The 18,391-nt window shown below is 36.3% G+C and carries 11 protein-coding genes; 3 read left to right on the forward strand and 8 right to left on the reverse strand.

The window, feature by feature from the left end; all coding sequences use genetic code 11:
* Positions 1-55: 55 nt before the first annotated feature.
* A complete protein-coding gene (locus LUA86_RS15335) occupies positions 56-1,165 on the forward strand; it encodes a lactonase family protein (protein WP_231464282.1) in 1,110 nt (369 codons plus the stop codon).
* 140 nt (positions 1,166-1,305) lie between these two features.
* On the opposite strand, the gene LUA86_RS15340 is transcribed toward LUA86_RS15335, so the two are convergent.
* From LUA86_RS15340 to LUA86_RS15360, 5 genes are all read right to left on the reverse strand, one after another.
* On the reverse strand, positions 1,306-1,752 hold the full coding sequence (locus LUA86_RS15340; protein ID WP_231464284.1) for a KTSC domain-containing protein: 447 nt from the start codon (positions 1,750-1,752) through the stop codon (positions 1,306-1,308).
* 136 nt (positions 1,753-1,888) lie between these two features.
* Positions 1,889-3,034: an N-acetyl-alpha-D-glucosaminyl L-malate synthase BshA gene (gene bshA, locus LUA86_RS15345; RefSeq protein WP_231464286.1), complete on the reverse strand. Its 1,146-nt coding sequence runs from the start codon at positions 3,032-3,034 to the stop codon at positions 1,889-1,891.
* A gap of 556 nt (positions 3,035-3,590) precedes the next feature.
* Positions 3,591-4,151 carry an aminoacyl-tRNA hydrolase gene (gene pth, locus LUA86_RS15350; RefSeq protein ID WP_231464288.1) on the reverse strand — a complete coding sequence of 187 codons (561 nt, stop codon included), beginning with the start codon at positions 4,149-4,151 and terminating at the stop codon, positions 3,591-3,593.
* Positions 4,152-4,389: 238 nt separating this feature from the next.
* The gene (locus LUA86_RS15355; protein ID WP_231464290.1) at positions 4,390-4,974 is read right to left on the reverse strand and encodes a 50S ribosomal protein L25/general stress protein Ctc; all 585 of its coding nucleotides are present in this window, start codon (positions 4,972-4,974) and stop codon (positions 4,390-4,392) included.
* A gap of 210 nt (positions 4,975-5,184) precedes the next feature.
* The gene (locus LUA86_RS15360; RefSeq protein ID WP_231464292.1) at positions 5,185-6,126 is read right to left on the reverse strand and encodes a ribose-phosphate pyrophosphokinase; all 942 of its coding nucleotides are present in this window, start codon (positions 6,124-6,126) and stop codon (positions 5,185-5,187) included.
* Positions 6,127-6,480: 354 nt separating this feature from the next.
* Between LUA86_RS15360 and LUA86_RS15365 the strand changes: the two genes are divergently transcribed.
* Both LUA86_RS15365 and LUA86_RS15370 read left to right on the forward strand, forming a co-directional pair.
* Positions 6,481-9,510 carry a DUF2723 domain-containing protein gene (locus LUA86_RS15365; RefSeq protein ID WP_231464293.1) on the forward strand — a complete coding sequence of 1,010 codons (3,030 nt, stop codon included), beginning with the start codon at positions 6,481-6,483 and terminating at the stop codon, positions 9,508-9,510.
* Positions 9,511-9,732: 222 nt separating this feature from the next.
* Entirely contained in the window at positions 9,733-12,774 is a 3,042-nt protein-coding gene (locus LUA86_RS15370; protein WP_231464295.1) for a DUF2723 domain-containing protein, read from the forward strand.
* Positions 12,775-13,298: 524 nt separating this feature from the next.
* Here the strand turns inward: LUA86_RS15370 and LUA86_RS15375 are convergent.
* From LUA86_RS15375 to LUA86_RS15385, 3 genes are all read right to left on the reverse strand, one after another.
* On the reverse strand, positions 13,299-14,261 hold the full coding sequence (locus LUA86_RS15375) for an acetyl-CoA carboxylase carboxyltransferase subunit alpha (protein ID WP_231464297.1): 963 nt from the start codon (positions 14,259-14,261) through the stop codon (positions 13,299-13,301).
* A 469-nt stretch (positions 14,262-14,730) separates the two neighbouring features.
* Complete coding sequence (locus LUA86_RS15380) at positions 14,731-16,290, reverse strand: S10 family peptidase (RefSeq protein ID WP_231464299.1); 1,560 nt, start codon at positions 16,288-16,290, stop codon at positions 14,731-14,733.
* A gap of 142 nt (positions 16,291-16,432) precedes the next feature.
* Positions 16,433-18,322: an alpha-amylase family glycosyl hydrolase gene (locus LUA86_RS15385; protein ID WP_231464301.1), complete on the reverse strand. Its 1,890-nt coding sequence runs from the start codon at positions 18,320-18,322 to the stop codon at positions 16,433-16,435.
* Positions 18,323-18,391 lie beyond the last annotated feature (69 nt).

An 18,391-nucleotide genomic window follows, 5' to 3' on the forward strand; every position in this document is an offset into this window, starting at 1 on the left:
TTTTTGTTAGGTTTATTTTTTCTCATATTTGTTATAATCCAAAACAGGAAATCCCATGAAAATATACAGCATATTAATTTTATCCCTTTTGATTAATACCATAGCATTAGCGCAAAAACCGAATCATAATCTAATTATAGGCACTTACACCAATACGGGTAAAAGTGAAGGCATTTACACCTATAACTTTAATACCCTAACAGGAAATACAAAACTAAAGGCCATTACTAAAGATGTGGCTAACCCAAGTTATTTAGCCCTCTCAGCCGATAAAAAATTTGCTTATGTGGTTAATGAAAGCGGTGAAAAAAGTACTGTAAGTGCTTTCAAATATAATGGAGTTACCGGAAAATTAACTTTTATAAACAAAGTGAGCAGTGAAGGTGCCGATCCATGCTACATTACCGTTAATAAACAGAATGTAATTGTGGCCAATTATTCGGGCGGTACATTGGCCGTTTTTAAAAGAAAAGCCGATGGCTCAATAACTGAAGCTGTTCAGGTTATTAAACATACCGGAAAAAGCATCGACCCTAAAGGCAGACAAGAGAGTGCGCATGTACACATGGTTAAGTTTACACCAGATGGCAAATTTTTAATTTGTAATGATTTAGGTGAGGATAGAATTTACACATACGCATACAGCCCTAACAACAAGAATACAGTTTTATCTCTAAAAAGCGTTTTACCTACAAATGCAGGCACCGGACCACGACATATTACATTTACGCCAAATGGAAAATTTGCCTATTTAGCGCATGAATTTAATGGAAGTATTACCGGCTACTTTTACAGCAACGGGAGTCTGAAAAAAATACAGGAAATCGGCACAACCGATAAATCATTTACCGGCAAAATTGATGGCGCCGACATTCATGTGTCTGCCGATGGAAAATTTCTCTATCAAACCAATCGCGGCGATGCAAATGCAATTTCTGTTTTCTCTATTTTACCTACCGGCATATTAAGATCTGTTGAAACTGTAAGCACTTTGGGCAAAGGACCAAGAAATTTTTCAATAGATCCAAGCGGGAAGTTTTTACTCGTAGCACATCAATATACAAACGATGTTGTAATCTTTAAACGCAATACCATCACAGGAAAATTAACAGATAGCGGTAAGCGCATTGAAGTTGGTGCGCCTGTTTGTTTGGTATTTGAGTAAATTAAAGAATGGAAGTTCGGTGCAAGAGTATACTAAAAGTTCAGAAACGTAAGGAAAACCTTTTTAGTTACAGAAAACTTAAAATTTACCACCGAACTTTATAAAAAAAGCTTCTTGATTAAATTCAAGAAGCTTTTTTATTATGCTGGTTCTGCAACCTTTGTAACGTTGCGATATGGATATGAACTACAAATATGGCGGCGAGCAAAACGCCCAGGAGAATCGGCATTTACAAGCTTGATGTAAATTGCTCTTGGCACATCAAAATACTCATATACACTTCCATCAAAAAACTGAACATTTAATACAGACTGCTTGTACTCAAAATCTAAAATGTTTGAGTTGGTAATTGTATTGGTATACGTTTCGATATTTTGCGCACAAGTTTCAGGAGCTATGCTCACTAAAAAATGATACGCTTCTATAATGTCTTTACTTCTGGCTTCGGCTGCCAGTCTTTCTTCTTCTACCTGAAACTTATCAGGGTGACACTCTTTCATCATGGTACGATAAACAGTTTTAAGCAAGGCTAGCTCAGCTGTTTTATCCACGTTTAAAAGCTTTCTATAATCAACTATTTTTTTCATTTGCCGCAAAGGTACGATTTATAATGATTTGATTTTGAGAAAGTTTTGTTTTGATAATTATTTTTTTCTTAAGTATTGTTAAAAATAACAAGATGAGATAGCAAAGCTTTGAATTACATCACTATTATACGTAAAACTAATTGCCATTTGCCTGAAGCGAATTTTCTACAATCTCTTTGTAAAATTCAATATACTCGGGTAAAATCTTCTTTAAATCGAAATCTTTAGCTCTTGTGTATGCGTTTTCTTTAAAATATTTCAGGGTTTCATCGTTGCTTAAAATGGTAATGGCCTTATTTGCCATATCTTCCACATCGCCAACATCGCACATGTAACCACAAAAGTCATCAATATTTAGCTCAGGCAAACCACCAGCATTCGATGTTATCGCCGGAACTTTACAAGCCATTGCCTCTAAAGCCGCCAAGCCAAAACTTTCTGATTCAGAAGGCATTAAAAATAAATCAGATACCGATAAAATTTCTTCAACCGCATCTTGCTTACCCAAAAAGCGAACATGGTCTGATATGTTTAAAGTACGGCAAAGTTGCTCGTCGTAAACCCGTTCCGGGCCATCGCCAACCATTAAAAGTTTAGATGGAATTACTGCCAAAACCTTTTCGAAAATCCGTATTACATCAGATGTTCTCTTTACCTTACGGAAATTGGAGGTATGAATTAAGATACGCTCGTTGTTTGGTGCAATCGCCTTCTTAAAATGGTCTTTCGCCTGCAAACTAAAACGACTAAAATCTATGAAATTCGGAATAACTTTTATGTCTTTCGTAATCTCAAAATGCTTGTAAGTATCATCTTTCAAATCCTGAGAAACCGTGGTAACACCATCACTTTGGTTTATAGAAAAAGTAACTACAGGTTTGTAGGTTGGGTCTTTGCCCACTAAAGTAATATCTGTACCGTGTAAAGTAGTAACAACAGGAATATGGATGCCGTAACTCGCTAAAATTTGCTTCGCCATAAACGCTGCAGAAGCATGCGGAATTGCATAATGAACATGCAGAACATCTAACTGTTCAAAACGAACAACATCTACCAGCTTACTCGCCAACGCAGATTCGTAAGGCGCATAATCAAACAGAGGATAATCTCTTACCGAAACTTCGTGATAAAATAAATTTGAAGAGAAAAAATCCAGCCTTGCAGGCTGACTGTAAGTAATAAAATGAACCTGGTGTCCTTCACTTGCAAGTGCTTTACCAAGTTCTGTTGCAACCACGCCGCTGCCACCGAAAGTGGGATAGCAAACAATTCCTATCTTCATTATTTTTGTATTGTTGTTACCGCAAATGTAGCCGATTTTAACCTATAATGAGTGTCGGCAAATTGCAATAATAATGTTGCTGTTTAATTATTTAAAGCTCAAAAGGTATTCATGCGCTCAATAAATAAAATTAGAAAATTAAAGGTAAGCGGATGTGGCTACATTAGTCCCGTTGTTCGCTTTATCTTTTTGTTAACGTTGTGCAAAATTTAAGCTTTTGCAACAAAAAGTATATCGCTGCCCCCGGGTTTATTAACAATGGCTTTGTAAAAAACCAACCCAAAAGCATAAAATAATATAAAATAGCCCCGATTGACGCGAAGCCGATTTAGGCATTGTTTTTCAATTTATAAAGTATGCTTGCTTATTTCACAGGTTTCATCGGCGCAGCAAAAGCGGGACTGAAATAACCAAAGGATTACAAAGCCTTGCGCTTCAAAAAAAGATAGAAAACTTTCCTTCGGCCTGTGTCATCACAGATAGAAATAGGATAATCAACTTTAACATTAAATAATCTGTGAAGACACAAACCATGGAGCAGGCAATTTTTTGAATGTTATTTGTTGAAAGCCGTCATGGTGTGTGCTGGCCCAACGGTTACAAAGCTTTTAATTAAATCTACACTTTTATCAATAAGCGCTGGTAGCTCCAACTGCTCGTCTTTATCAAACAAACCCAAAACGAAATCTACTTGTCTACCCTTTGGGTAATCGCTTCCGATACCAAATCGCAAACGAGCATAGTTCTGCCCGCCACAAACTTCCTCTATGCTTTTTAAACCATTATGTCCGGCGCTACTACCTTGCAATTTTAACCGTAGTTTACCTAACGGAATTGCTAAATCATCAACAATTACCAGTACATTTTCTGGAGCTATTTTTAATTCTTTCATCCAATAATTAACGGCCTTGCCGCTTAAATTCATGAAAGTTGTTGGCTTAATTACGTGCAGTTTTTTACCCTTAAAGCTAACTTCGGCATAATACGCTAAACGAATGTTGTCAAAACTTCCGCCCAAACCTTTTACAAGCTCATCGGCAATATCAAAACCAATGTTATGGCGTGTATGTGCATACTCCGGACCAATATTACCTAAGCCAACAATAAGATATTTCATGCCGCAAATTTATATCTTAATACGGAAAGACCAAAGATTTTAATGGAAAAGGAAAGATGGAAAATAGAGATGGAGGATGGGAAATGTAGAATGTGAAATGGATGATGGAGGAGGTATGATGGAGATGTTGATTGGCAGAATTGAAAACCTTCATCCTGAAATCCTTTAATTCTAAAAATCATGATGCCAAAAAAGCCCGAATAAATTCGGGCTCTTCTTCATAATCAAGAAATTGTGATTATTTTTTACCTTTTGCAGCTTCAGTTTCTGCTTGTTTTAATGCTCTAGACATTGCAACAGACACGATAGTATCTTCAGGAGTGTTCGTAATTGCGTAATCTTGACCTTTTAAATCGCGAACACGGAATAAACTACCAACTTCTAATTTCTCTAAACTAACTTCAACATTTTGTGGCATGTTAGCTGGTAAAGCTTTAACGCGAAGTTTACGTAATTTCTGAATTAACTTACCACCCATTTTAACACCTGGAGAAGTACCGGTTAATTTAACAGGAATTTCCATAACGATTTCTTTATCATCAAATAATTGAAGAAAATCGATGTGCATTAAAATGTCAGTTAATGGATGATACTGAGTATCTTTTACGATAGCCTTAGTTTTTGTACCGTTAACATCAATTTCAACGAAATTTACTTCTGGCGTGTAGATAACACTTTTTAAATCAGCAATTACCACTGCTAAGTGTTGTTGCTCTTTACCACCATACAATACTGCAGGAACCTTACCTTCGTAACGAAGTTCCTTAGCATCGCGTTTCCCTACGTTCTCTCTTGGAGAACCGCTAATAGCGATTGTTTTCATTTTTATTATATTTATTTATTAGTATTTAAGTATTAAGTATCAAGTATTAAGACCTTCGTAATAACCTTTCACCTCCTACTTATAATTTTGTTCTTTGTTAAAAAGTTATAAGACCCTAAACCTTATACCTTATGTGTATATTTTTGTTCATCAGTAAAAAGTTACAAGACCTTAAGCCTAAAACCCCATACCTTTAACCTTCAACCCAATTTACACCTTAAATAAGTCGCTGATTGAACCATGCTCGTTTACATTAGCTATTGCCCTTGCAAATAAACTAGCTGTGCTCAGCACTCTAATTTTTTCACTTTCCTGTCTTAAAGGAATGGTATCTGTTACTATTAGCTCAGCTAAAACTGAGTTTTCTATTGTTTCTACAGCCTTACCAGATAAAACGGCATGCGTACAAACTGCTCTCACACTTGCTGCGCCATTTTCCATAATCAAAGCTGCTGCTTTTGATAATGTTCCTGCAGTGTCACAGATATCATCAATTAATACGACATCTTGTCCGGTTACATCACCAATAATCGACATTGATTCGATTTCATTGGCACGTTTACGGCGTTTATCGCAAATAACTACTTCAGCATTAAAAAACTTTGCAAAAGTACGGGCCCTGTAAGAACCGCCCATATCTGGCGATGCAATGGTTAAGTTTGGCAGATTTAAGCTTTTGATATAAGGAACGAAAATAACCGAGCCATCTAAGTGATCTACCGGAATATCAAAGAAACCCTGTATCTGTGCTGCATGTAAATCCATCGTCATGATGCGGTGAATACCTGCCGACTTTAATAAATTTGCAACCAATTTAGCACCAATTGCTACACGTGGTTTATCCTTTCTATCCTGACGAGCTAAACCATAATATGGAACAACTGCAGTTATATAATGCGCCGATGCTCTTTTAGCTGCATCAACCATCAATAAAAGCTCCATTAAGTTATCGCTTGGCTGACAAGTAGATTGGATTAAAAACACATCGCAACCGCGGATTGACTCATCGAAAGAAGGTTGGAATTCGCCATCACTGAATTTGTGAATGCTTACTTCACCAAGTGGTTTGCCGTAACTTTCAGCAATTTTTAGTGATAGTCCTCTTGAACCTGTTCCGGAAAATAGTTTTACCGGGTTAAACTGCAATGGCATGATCCGTGTAGTTTACGGTTAAAAAAAATCGGATCATGTATTTTGATTTACACGATCCGATGCTAAATTTTGTTGTCCGACCTGGATTCGAACCAAGACAAACAGTACCAAAAACTGTCGTACTACCCTTATACTATCGGACAAACTACTAATCGAGAACTTAACTCCCCGATTGGGAATGCAAATGTAGGAAGCATATTTTAATTATGCAAGAGTGTTTTCAAAAAAAATCATTTTTCTTCATCTTTTATTTTTTCAAAAAAATATTCGCTGTGCGTGCAACATTTTTATTTAAAACCCGACTTTTTAGGTTAAAAACCTATAACTAATTTAATATCAACCAATAATCCAACTATGAATTATTCCAGAATTAACAACTTGATGGGCTGGCTGTGCTTTTTTATTGCCGCAACTACCTACATTTTAACGCTAGATTCTTCAGTAAGTTTTTGGGATTGCGGCGAATTTATTGCTTCAGCCTTCCGTTTAGAAGTGGTTCATCAACCCGGAGCACCACTAGTTTCTATGATTCAAAAGTTATTTTCAACCCTATCCTTTGGTGATAATAGCAAGGTTGCCTATTTTATGAACGTTGCATCGGCACTTGCAAGTGCTGCCACTATTATGTTTCTGTTTTGGACAATTACGGCATTAGCGAAACGAATACTTATTAAGAACAATAAGGTTATAAGCTTTTCAGAAATCATAACCATTGTTGGTGCAGGTTTAACCGGAGCATTAGCCTATACTTTTTCTGATAGTTTTTGGTTTTCGGCAGTAGAAGCAGAAGTTTACGCCATGTCTTCGCTATGTACAGCTGTGGCACTCTGGGGCATCCTAAAGTGGGAAGCTAAAGCCGAAGAACCTCGGGCAGATAGATGGCTTGCATTTGTTGCATACATCATCGGTTTATCAATCGGTGTACATTTATTAAATTTACTGGTTATCCCTGCGGTGATATTTGTTTATTATTTCCGTAAAAACCCAAATCCAAACACTAAAGGGATTCTAAAAACTTTTGCTGTTTCCATTTTAATTCTAGCTTTTGTTCAATATGGGATAATTCAATATATGGTTTTAACAGCAGCTAATTTTGATTTATTTTTTGTAAATAAAATGGGATTAGGTTTTGGCTCAGGAGTTCTGTTTTTTGCATTTTTATTAATTGGTGGATTACTTGCTGCCATCAGATATTCTATAAAAAACAATAAAAAGGTTTTAAATCTTGCTTTGATATCCACAGTTCTTTTAATTTTCGGATATAGCTCATTTTCCTTATTAATTATTAGAGCACAGGCCAAACCAAACCTTAATAATACTAACCCCGATAATGCATTCTCCTTCCTTAAATATGTAAACAGAGCGCAATACGGCGGCAGACCATTGCTATTTGGAGAAAATTATAATACACAAAAAGTCGATTTAAAGGAAACCGAAAAACTTTATCGAAAAGGAAATAACGGCAAATATGAATCAGCTGGTAGCAACTCCAAATACATTTTTGAAAAAACTACGCCAATACCAAGAATGTACAGCGACAAAGCTGAACACATTAATTTCTATAAAAACTGGATGGGTTTTGATGATACACATATACCAACCTTAATGGATAACCTGAAGTACATGTTCTCGTTTCAGGCCGGGCACATGTACATGAGGTATTTTATGTGGAATTTTGTTGGAAGGCAAAATAACATTGATGGCCAGCTTGGTGAAAATGGTGGCGGTTGGCTAAGCGGCGTTAAACCAGTTGATGCGATTCGTTTAGGTAATCAGAAAAATCTACCTCCATCAATTGTAGATAATAAGGCATATAACAGGTTTTTCTTTTTGCCATTGATTTTAGGCTTGATTGGTGCAACCTGGCACTTTAAACGAAATCAAAAGCATGCAGGCGTTATTGGATTGCTATTTTTCTTTACAGGTGTAGCCATTGTTTTATACCTAAACTCTGTTCCTATCGAGCCCCGCGAGCGAGATTATGCCTATGTAGGTTCATTTTATGCCTTTACCATTTGGATTGGTTTAAGTGTTATCGGCTTAAAGGAATGGATATTCAAGAAACTTAAGCCAAGAAAAGCTGCGATATTCGCATCGGCAATTTGCTTAATAGCGGCACCAGTAATTATGGCGAGCCAAGGATGGGATGACCACAACCGTTCGGATAGTTATCTGGCAAAAGACATTTCGGCAAATTATTTAAAATCTTGCGCTCCAAATGCCATTTTATTCACCTATGGTGATAATGATACCTTTCCGGTTTGGTATGCACAAGAGGTTGAGCACATTCGCCCCGATGTAAGAGTTGTAAATTTAAGTTTGTTAAATTTTGATTGGACTATAGATGGCTTGCGCAAAAAGCAAAATGAATCTGCAGCTTTACCAATTACAATGAAGCCCGAACAATATGCCGAAGGCACAAGAGAAGTGATGTACTATCAGGATTTTAAAATTGCTCAAAACATCGAGCTAAAACAAATATTAGAAGTGTTATTATCTGATAATGATGAAGATAAAGTCACCTTGCAGGATGGTTCAAAAGCAAATATTCTTCCGACTAAAAACTTTAAAATTACGGTAAATAAAAAAGATGTTTTAGATACCGGAACGGTGCCTGTGGAAGATGCCGGTAAAATTGCAGCTAGTATGGAATGGACTTACAAAGACCAATATATTACGAAAGGCAACCTTGCGCTATTGGATATTTTAACGCATAACGATTGGAAAAGGCCAATTTATTTCACTAATGCTATGCCCGATGAACAGTATATCGGTTTAGACAGGTATTTATATACCGAGGGATTAAATTTAAGATTGCTTCCGTTAAATCCAGATACTTCAAAAACCGAAATTTATGAGCAGGTAAATGTAAAACCTTACTTAAATAACATGTTAAATACTTATAAGTGGGGCAACATTAAAAATGCAAACCATTTAGATAGACAATCAGCCGATGATGTAGCCATGTTTACAAATATGTTTAATGGAATAATTGGCGAGTTAATTACAGAGAACAAAATTACTGAAAGCAAAAAAGTTATAGAGAAATATTATGAGGTGATGCCAGCTAAGTTTTACAGCATGCGCCATGTATTGAGTTCGTTTTATTTTACCCAAAATTTATATCGCCTAAATGATTTAAACCGGGCGAATGCTTTTATTAAGAAATCTGCAGATTACATGACAAGGGAGTTGAATTACCTTGCAGATGTTTCTGAAAGTAAGAATAAACTAACTAACCAAAGGGAGATTCAAAGCTATTTAACTTACCTTGGTGAAATGGTAAAACTTGCGCACAACTATAATCAGGAAGATTTAAGCAATAAGTTGGAAAAACAATATAACCAATTAGTTAACAGATTTGCACCGTATTTTACTGGATAAGCAAAAGATGTTAACAAAATAAAACCCATCTTTTCCTAAATAGAGCGGATGGGTTTTGTTGTTTATAATTACCGCCGTAGTCGAATTTAGAACCAAACAAATTGTTAAACCGTTAAAATATGTAAAAACAATAAGAGAATTTCCTCATTTATCGACTATATTAATTAATTTCGGCAGCATTTTTATGCACAGTAACATTTAATTATCCATTATCAAAAACCAATGAATTATTCAAAAGTAAATAATATAGTAGGCTGGATCTGCTTTTTAATTGCGACAATAACTTACGTTTTAACCTTAGAGCCTTCTGTTAGTTTCTGGGATTGCGGTGAGTTTATCGCTTCGGCATTAAAAATGCAAGTTGTTCACCAACCAGGTGCGCCATTATTTTTAATGATTCAAAGATTTTTTGGCGTTTTTGCTTTCGGCGATTTAACTAAGGTAGCTTATTGGATGAATATTGGCTCAGCAATAGCAAGTGCTGCAACTATCCTATTTCTATTCTGGACCATTACAGCTTTAGCAAAGAAAACGCTGGTAAAAGCTGGCGAAGAAGTTTCTACGGCAAACCTATATAGCATTATGGGTGCCGGTATTGTGGGTGCATTAGCTTATACTTTTTCTGATAGTTTCTGGTTTTCAGCTGTAGAATCTGAGGTTTATGCGCAATCATCATTATTTACCGCAATTGTATTTTGGGGCATTTTAAAATGGGAGTCTCATGCAGATGAGCCTAGAGCAGACAGATGGTTACTTTTTATTGCTTACATAATGGGTTTATCAATAGGTATCCACTTATTAAACTTATTAACTGTCCCTGCAATTGCATTTATTTATTACTTCAAAAGAGCTGAAAAAGTTACTACATCAGGCATTATAAAAACTTTATTTGTTGGGATTTTAATATTAGGTATAATTCAATACGGTATTATCCAATACTTAGTTTCTTTCGGTGCATACTTTGATTTATTCTTTGTAAATACATTAGGTTTAGGCTTTGGAACCGGTGTATTATTTTTTGCATTAATTGTTATTGGCTTATTGGTTTGGGGTATAAGATATTCTATTCAACATCAAAAAAAGCTTTTAAACCTAGGGTTGATTTCTACAGTTTTAATCATATTTGGTTATGCTTCTTTCGCAATGATTATTATCAGAGCAAAAGCAGACCCGAACTTAAATAACAGTGCTCCTAAAGATGCTTTCTCATTTTTAAGCTACCTAAACCGTGAACAATACGGCGACAGGCCATTGGTTTTTGGACCAAACTACAACTCTGAACGTATTGGTGTAGAGCAAGGCAAAACGATTTACAGAAAAGGCGCTGAGAAATATGAATCTGCTGGTCAAAAAACTGATTATCAATACAGCGATAATACATTTTTACCACGAATGTACAGTGATGACCAACGCCATGCTGATTTCTACAAAGAATGGATGCATCTAGATCCAAACAAAAAACCAAATACCATAGATAATGTTGGTTTCTTATTCAGCTATCAAATTGGCTATATGTACTTACGTTATTTTGGCTGGAATTTTATTGGCCGCCAGAATGATGAGCAAGGCCAGGGAAGTGGTTTTGAAGGCACTTCTTTAAGTGGCGTAAAACCTATTGATGCAATTTGGCATGGTAACCAAACGAATTTGCCGCCATCAACAGTTGATAATAAAGCTTACAACAGATTTTTCTTTTTACCATTGATAATTGGCTTATTAGGCGCCGTTTGGCATTTCCAACGTAATCAAAAAGATGCAGGTGTAGTTGGTTTATTATTCTTCTTTACGGGTATTGCAATCGTTTTGTACTTAAATCAAAAGCCTTTAGAACCTCGTGAGCGTGATTATGCTTATGTAGGCTCATTTTATGCCTTTGCCATTTGGATAGGTTTGGGCGTACTCGCCTTAAAGGAATGGCTTTTCAAAAAGCTAACACCAGCAACCGGAGCCATCGCAGCAACAGTTATCGGCTTATTTGCAGCGCCAATTATTATGGCTCAGCAAGGTTGGGATGATCACGATCGTTCCACTAAACTTGTTGCACACGATATTGCTTACGATTATTTGCAGTCTTGTGCGCCAAACGCCATTATTTTCACCTATGGTGATAACGATACTTATCCACTTTGGTACATTCAGGAAGTTGAGAAAGTTCGTCCGGATGTGCGTATTGTAAATTTAAGCTTGTTTGATACCGATTGGTACATTAACGGCATGAAACAAAAGCAAAACGATTCAGAGCCGTTACCAATTTCGATGAAAGAATCGCAGTTTGTACAAGGCGAACGCGATGTGATGCCTTATGATGATTACAAAATTGCTGGTAGTGTTGAGCTTAAAAATGTAGTAGATTTATTGCTATCTGATAGTGCTGATGATAAAGTTGCCATGCAGGATGGAACAAAATCAAACTTCTTACCAACAAAGAATTTCAAATTAACCATAAACCCACAGGAAGTGATTAGCACAGGAACTGTGCCTGCAGCCGAAGCAGATAAAATTACGCCTGCTATGGAGTGGAAGTTTAACAAAGGCTATGTAACCAAAGGCACTTTAGCTATGTTCGATATTTTAGCACATAACAACTGGAAACGCCCGATTTATTTTGCTTCAACTGTACCTTCTGAGCAATACAATGGCTTAGATAAATATTTGTACAATGAAGGTTTAGCATTGAGATTACTGCCTTTAAAAGCAGATACTACATCTGGTGATGAAAGAGCAGAACTATTAAATACACCGGTACTTTACAAAAATGTAATGGAAAAATTTAAGTGGGGCAATATGAAAACAGCCAAATACTTAGATCCACAATCATCTGATGATACTTTCATTTTCACAAACGTTTTCAGCAGTTTAGCCGGAAGCTTAATTAAAGAAGGCAAAGTTGATGAAGCTAAAAAAGTAGTAAACAAATATTTTGAAGTAATGCCAGATAAGTTCTACGGCATTCGTACTGTTGTGGTAAAGTATTACATGGCCGAAAATTTATATAAGCTAGGCGAAAATGTAAGGGCTAACGATATTTTAATGAAATCGGGCGATTACATCACTAAAGAATTAACTTATTTAGCCGATGTTTCTGATTCAAAATCTAACCTTACCGGTATGCAGAATATCCAAACTGGCTTATATTATTTAGATAAGATGGTTAAAACTTCTAAAGCATTAGGGCAAACTAAAGTTAGCGCACAATTAGAGCGTCAGTTTACCGCTTTAGAAGGAAGATTTAGCAGATATTTCGGTCAGCAACCAACCGAGTAAGGTTCTATAAATTTCAAAAATTTTAAAGCAGTTGCATTAATTTGTAACTGCTTTTTGTTTTTATAAGATTCGTTGAGACCCACTAACAGATAGAAATCGATAAAGGTGATAAAATTTGTTTTGTTTTTTCGTCATGCTCAGCTCGACTAGGCATCGTAATGCATATTATATATTATTACGCTTTAAGATTCCCACCTTCGCGGGAATGACGATAATGTAAGGAAGAGTTCTATAATAATATAAAACAAACCCTTTTGAAACAGCTTACTTTTACGATGCATGAGTTACGAAGTTTATAAACAAATGCAGAGATAAATTTGGTAAGTCTAACTTAGTCTTTAACGCTCTAGGATATGGAAATAAACGGAGAAGCCCTCTTGAATACAATTCAAATAACAATAAACCAAAATGAAAAATTCAGCATGACGAGGAGGTTTGAAAAAACCGCCCGAAAAACTTCATAAGTCTAAGCCACAAAAAAACCTACTTAATTTAAGCAGGTTTAATTTAAAGAAGATTAAATTTTATTCGTTTACAAGTCCCATTTCGCAGAACTTATTTATTCTTTGTTCAATAAGTTTATCTGTTTTAATTTTTCCCAAAGCGGCTAAATCTTTTAAAAGATAATCTTTAAGCGTTTGTCCCATCAATTCAGGGTCTTGATGTGCACCACCCAAAGGTTCAGGAATAATTCCATCGATAAGTTTATTACCAAACATATCATCAGATGTTAATTTAAGACATTCGGCAGCTTTCTCTTTAAAATCCCAGCTTCTCCATAAAATAGATGAGCAAGATTCAGGAGAAATAACCGAATACCAGGTATGCTCTAACATGTAAACTTTATCGCCAATACCAATACCTAAAGCACCACCAGATGCACCTTCGCCTACTACAACGCAAATTATCGGCACTCTTAAAATAGACATTTCAAGTAAGTTTCTTGCTATGGCTTCACCTTGACCACGTTCTTCTGCCTCTAAACCAGGGTAAGCACCCATCGTATCGATAAAAGAAATAACAGGTTTGTTAAACTTTTCTGCCAAACGCATTAAACGTAAAGCTTTGCGATAACCTTCAGGGTTGGCCATACCAAAATTACGAAACTGGCGCTCTTTAGTATTTTTACCTTTTTGGTGCCCAATAACCATTACGGTTTGTCCGTTAATTGTTGCAAAACCACCTATAATTGCTTTATCGTCTTTAACGGTTCTATCGCCATGAAGTTCGATAAAATCATCGCAAATCATATTGATATAATCCAGGGTTTGAGGCCTATCCGGATGACGGCTCATTTGAACCTTATTCCAGCCGGTTAAATTTTTATATAGATTATTTGTGGTTTCATCTAATTTGCCATCAAGTTCATCTAAAGTGGCAGACATATCTACCTTAGTCTTTTCGGCAACTTGTTTAACCTTTTCTATCTGCTGAACTAAATCGGCAATAGGTTTCTCAAAATCGAATGATGTTTTTATTTGCTGCATAATTGGACAGCAAAAATAAGTATTTATTTTTAGTTTGCGATAGTTAGTGTTTTATTAACACTCATAATTTATTTAGAAGAAGCAAAAGCGCTTCAATTTAAATAATTTTTTGAAAAGCAATTGCACTGCCAAATACTTAGGTTCTGTCCTGCTTTCCCTGCTCCCGATGAAGAATCGGGATTCGTACAATCAGGTTTAGATTACAAAAGTCTTTACAACTATGAGAGGTTTTACTTTCAAAAGCCTATGTAAAATAGCCCTGATTGCAGCGGAAATACTTTTTGGTGCAGTAGCGGACAGACTAAGTGTAACAATGACAAAAAGATTGAAGCGCAAAGCAGGACGAACGATTAATAGTTGTACTGTTTTTGCGCTTCAAATTATTTTAATAGATTTTCTCTCAGATTTTCGCAGATTTAATTTTAATCTATATGATCCTGAAAATCCATTAATCCTTAAAAATCCTGATCTAAAATTTAGCCGCCTCGCCTGCCTTTGGCAATGCCTTCTTTATAAACTCGCGAACATGTTCGTTTGAGGTTTTTAAATCATCTTTTCGCAGGTACATCATGTGCCCGCTACGGTAACCTTCCCAGCTCATCCTATCTTGCAGTTTGCCCGCAGCATCTAATTGCCACATGCTATATTTTGCATTAAAATAATCGCAGGCGCCATCGTAATAACCCGATTGAACCAACAAATGTAGAAAAGGATTCTGGGCCATTGCCTGGCGTAAGTTATCTCCGGTTTTATCGCCAGAATTATCCCATGGGTACACAGAGCCAAACATATTATACTTTAAATCGGTTTTGTAATTCAGCTCATTTCTGAGGTACATATTTATAGCAGGCGTAAACGAATGTAACCATGAAGTTAGTTCGGCATTATAATCCGGACCATCGCCTGCAGCCATTTTATCAACGCCTTTGTAGCGAGAATCTAAACGACCAACGGTGAAACCTTTATCTCTTAAAAGTTCTTTCCAAAAGAAATTGGTTGGCACATCGAGATTATAATCGATAAAAACCTTTTCAGAAATACCTGAGTAGCGAGCCATTTTAGCTGCTATTGATTTTTTCTTTTCGGCGCCTAACATTGCACCCTGAGAAATTGCCGGAATAACTTCGTTAATTGTAAACTGCTCTACTTCGGGCAGCATTGCCGTTAAATCTTTCGATTGTAAATCTGCAGGCAAAGCTTTGTGGTACCATGCAGTAGCCGCAAAATAAGGCAAACGCAGAGCCGCCTCAACTGGTCCGCCGCGTTCAATGCCTAGTTCGGTCGGCGAAACTAAAACTACGCCATTTAAATACATCCATTGATTGTTCTGAAGTTCTAAAGCAAGTCCGGAAACACGTGTAGTACCATAACTTTCGCCAATTAAAAATTTAGGCGATGCCCAACGGTTATTTCTGGTTACAAAGGTGTTAATCCATTCGGCTAAATATTTAATATCAGCCCTTACGCCAAAAAATTTACTACCCGGAATATCTTTGCTCACCGCTCTTGAGTAACCGGTATTTACAGGGTCGATGTAAACAATATCGGCCACATCTAAAATAGAATAAGGATTTTCTTTATAACCGTAGGGTTGTACCGGATAACCTTCATCATCAATATTTAAAACCACCGGACCAGTATAAGCAATATGCATCCAAACAGAAGCAGAACCCGGACCACCATTAAATGAAATCACTAAAGGTCTTTTATCTCGGTTTTGAACATCACTTCTTTCGTAGTATGTATAAAACAAACCTGCAATTGCCTTTCCATCTTCATCCCACACGGGTAAAGTTCCTGTGGTTGCTTTGTACGGAACAGATTTGCCGCCAATAGTAACACTGTGGTTGGTTACCACAGTACTTTCTACTTTAATTGCTCTTTCATTACCCACAGGTTTTGGCTCTTCTTTAATGGTAACCTGCGATGTTGTAGTGGTTTCTTTAGCCGGAGTTCTTTTTGGCGTTTGCTGTGCACCTGCAAAATAGCTGCTAAGCAAGCATACTGACAGTATAATTTTGAATTTCATTTAAAAGTTTGGTTTGGTTTATAAATATCAAACTAAGCTTTTGCAATTCAAAGAAACATTGAAAATGTTACCAATAAAAAAACGGTTCTGCTTTTGGCAGAACCGTTAAAATATAGTTGTTTAACTTTTCTGATATTGATATCTATTTTAAGGCTACTTTGCTAAAAACGTGGTATTCGCCAGGCGCTAAAGTTGCATTATAGGTGTTGGATGTTAAATTTATGCTTCCACCAAAAGCATCAATCCAGTTTCCTGATGCGCCAAAATCTATGTTTGCATTTTGGCTTACAACATCAAAGTTACCAACAACAATCACTGTATTTGAAGCATCAGTTAATTTAATATATTTAATCCCACTGGTTAAATTATAAGTTGAATTGGTCGCATTGAAGATGGAGTTATTTCTTTTTAGCTTGATTAATTTAGCATATACATCATATAAAGCTTTACGATTTGGCTCATTTAAATATTCCCATTTAATAGGTTTTTCTCCGGTCCTACCGTTAAAGTCGATATTTACATCATAGCCAAGTTCTCCAAACTGCCATACCATTTTCGGTCCGGGTGTGGCGAATAAAAATGCCGCAGCCATTTCCTGGCGTTTTAGTGATGTTGCTAGATTTCCATTAATCGTGTAATTTCCTGATGCGTTTCCGTAAGTGATATTTTTAAAGTTCAATCGCTCTTCATCATGGCTTTCTATGTAAGTTATCAATCCATCAGCTTTGCTAAAACCATGTTTGGCGTAAAAACCATAAGAGAAATCAGAACTTCCTAACCAGCCCATTGTGGCTTCATTCATGTTATAGTTCAAATTGTTCCAAAGCATCATACCATCCTCAGCTAATACTTTTTCTTCAGATTCTTCTGCAAAATGTTCTAAAATAACATAAAAATTATTTGGGTCGATACTTTTAATGTAACTGTTATAATCTTTCCAGGTAGCCACTCTCCCGGCATCATATTTTCTAAAAACTGCATCATCAGTAGATTGAGTTTGTGTGAAACCCTTGGATAAATCGAAGCGAAAACCATCGATTTTATATTGCTGCATCCAAAATTTCATCACATCTTTCGAAAACTTTTTGGTTGCCGCATTTTCATGATTAAAATCGTAGCCAACATTAAAAGGGTGTTTGGCGTCAACATTAAACCAAGGGTTATTTGCAGTTGGTTTAGCACCATCAAAATACATTTGCACCATAGGCGACTGACCAAATGAATGGTTTAAAACCATATCCAAAATCACTGCGATTCCTTTACCATGACACTCATCAATAAAATTTTGTAAAGCTGTTTTGGTACCATAATATTTATCGGCTGCAAAATAAAAAGATGGATTGTAGCCCCAACTCAAATTTCCTTCAAACTCATTTACTGGCATCAATTCGATTGCATTAATCCCCATGTTTACCAGATAATCTAATTTTGTTAATGTTGAGGCATAACTATGTTCGGTGGTGAAATCGCGAATCAGCATTTCATAAATAACGAGATTGTTTTTATCCGGACGGGCGAAATTATTATTTTTCCAGTTGTAAACAGGTTGATTTGCTTGCATTACACTCACATTACCGGTTGTTTTTCCGGTAGGGTAACTTTTTAAATTTGGATAAACACTTGCTGAAATAAATTTATCGTTATCCGGGTCGAGTATTTTTTCGCTGTAAGGGTCGGCTACTTTTAATTTTCCATCAATAAAAAACTGATAGGCATATTCTGTATTTGGATTTAGGTTATCAATTTGAATCCACCAGGTATTGCCATCGGCAGTTTTTTTCATTGCAGCAGCAGTTGCAGACCAATCATTAAATTCTCCAATTAAAGAAACTGAAGTTTTACCCGGTGCAAATAGTGTTACGATAGCCGATGTGCCATTATTGATAAACGCAACGCCATCTTTTGCGCCAGCAGGTAAATCTGTTGAAGGCTGTTGTGGTGTTTGTGTTTCCGTGCCGCCATCTGTAGAAGATTTTTTGCAGGACGTATTGAATGCCGTTACAATTAACAGCAGGTAGATTATTTTTTTCATTTGGTTAGGGAATTTTATGGAGGAGGTCGTCATTGCGAGGCACGAAGCAATCTCTCTGACTAAATAGAT

Source organism: Pedobacter sp. Leaf132 (assembly GCF_920984695.1).
In the GTDB taxonomy this organism is placed as follows: Bacteria; Bacteroidota; Bacteroidia; order Sphingobacteriales; family Sphingobacteriaceae; genus Pedobacter.

Excerpts from the sequence above, each read along its gene's own strand:
- LUA86_RS15335 (WP_231464282.1), top strand. The coding sequence starts at position 56 with ATGAAAATATACAGCATATTAATTTTATCCCTTTTGATTAATACCATA.
- LUA86_RS15340 (WP_231464284.1), bottom strand. The coding sequence starts at position 1,752 with ATGAAAAAAATAGTTGATTATAGAAAGCTTTTAAACGTGGATAAAACA.
- bshA (WP_231464286.1), bottom strand. The coding sequence starts at position 3,034 with ATGAAGATAGGAATTGTTTGCTATCCCACTTTCGGTGGCAGCGGCGTG.
- pth (WP_231464288.1), bottom strand. The coding sequence starts at position 4,151 with ATGAAATATCTTATTGTTGGCTTAGGTAATATTGGTCCGGAGTATGCA.
- LUA86_RS15355 (WP_231464290.1), bottom strand. The coding sequence starts at position 4,974 with ATGAAAACAATCGCTATTAGCGGTTCTCCAAGAGAGAACGTAGGGAAA.
- LUA86_RS15360 (WP_231464292.1), bottom strand. The coding sequence starts at position 6,126 with ATGCCATTGCAGTTTAACCCGGTAAAACTATTTTCCGGAACAGGTTCA.
- LUA86_RS15365 (WP_231464293.1), top strand. The coding sequence starts at position 6,481 with ATGAATTATTCCAGAATTAACAACTTGATGGGCTGGCTGTGCTTTTTT.
- LUA86_RS15370 (WP_231464295.1), top strand. The coding sequence starts at position 9,733 with ATGAATTATTCAAAAGTAAATAATATAGTAGGCTGGATCTGCTTTTTA.
- LUA86_RS15375 (WP_231464297.1), bottom strand. The coding sequence starts at position 14,261 with ATGCAGCAAATAAAAACATCATTCGATTTTGAGAAACCTATTGCCGAT.
- LUA86_RS15380 (WP_231464299.1), bottom strand. The coding sequence starts at position 16,290 with ATGAAATTCAAAATTATACTGTCAGTATGCTTGCTTAGCAGCTATTTT.
- LUA86_RS15385 (WP_231464301.1), bottom strand. The coding sequence starts at position 18,322 with ATGAAAAAAATAATCTACCTGCTGTTAATTGTAACGGCATTCAATACG.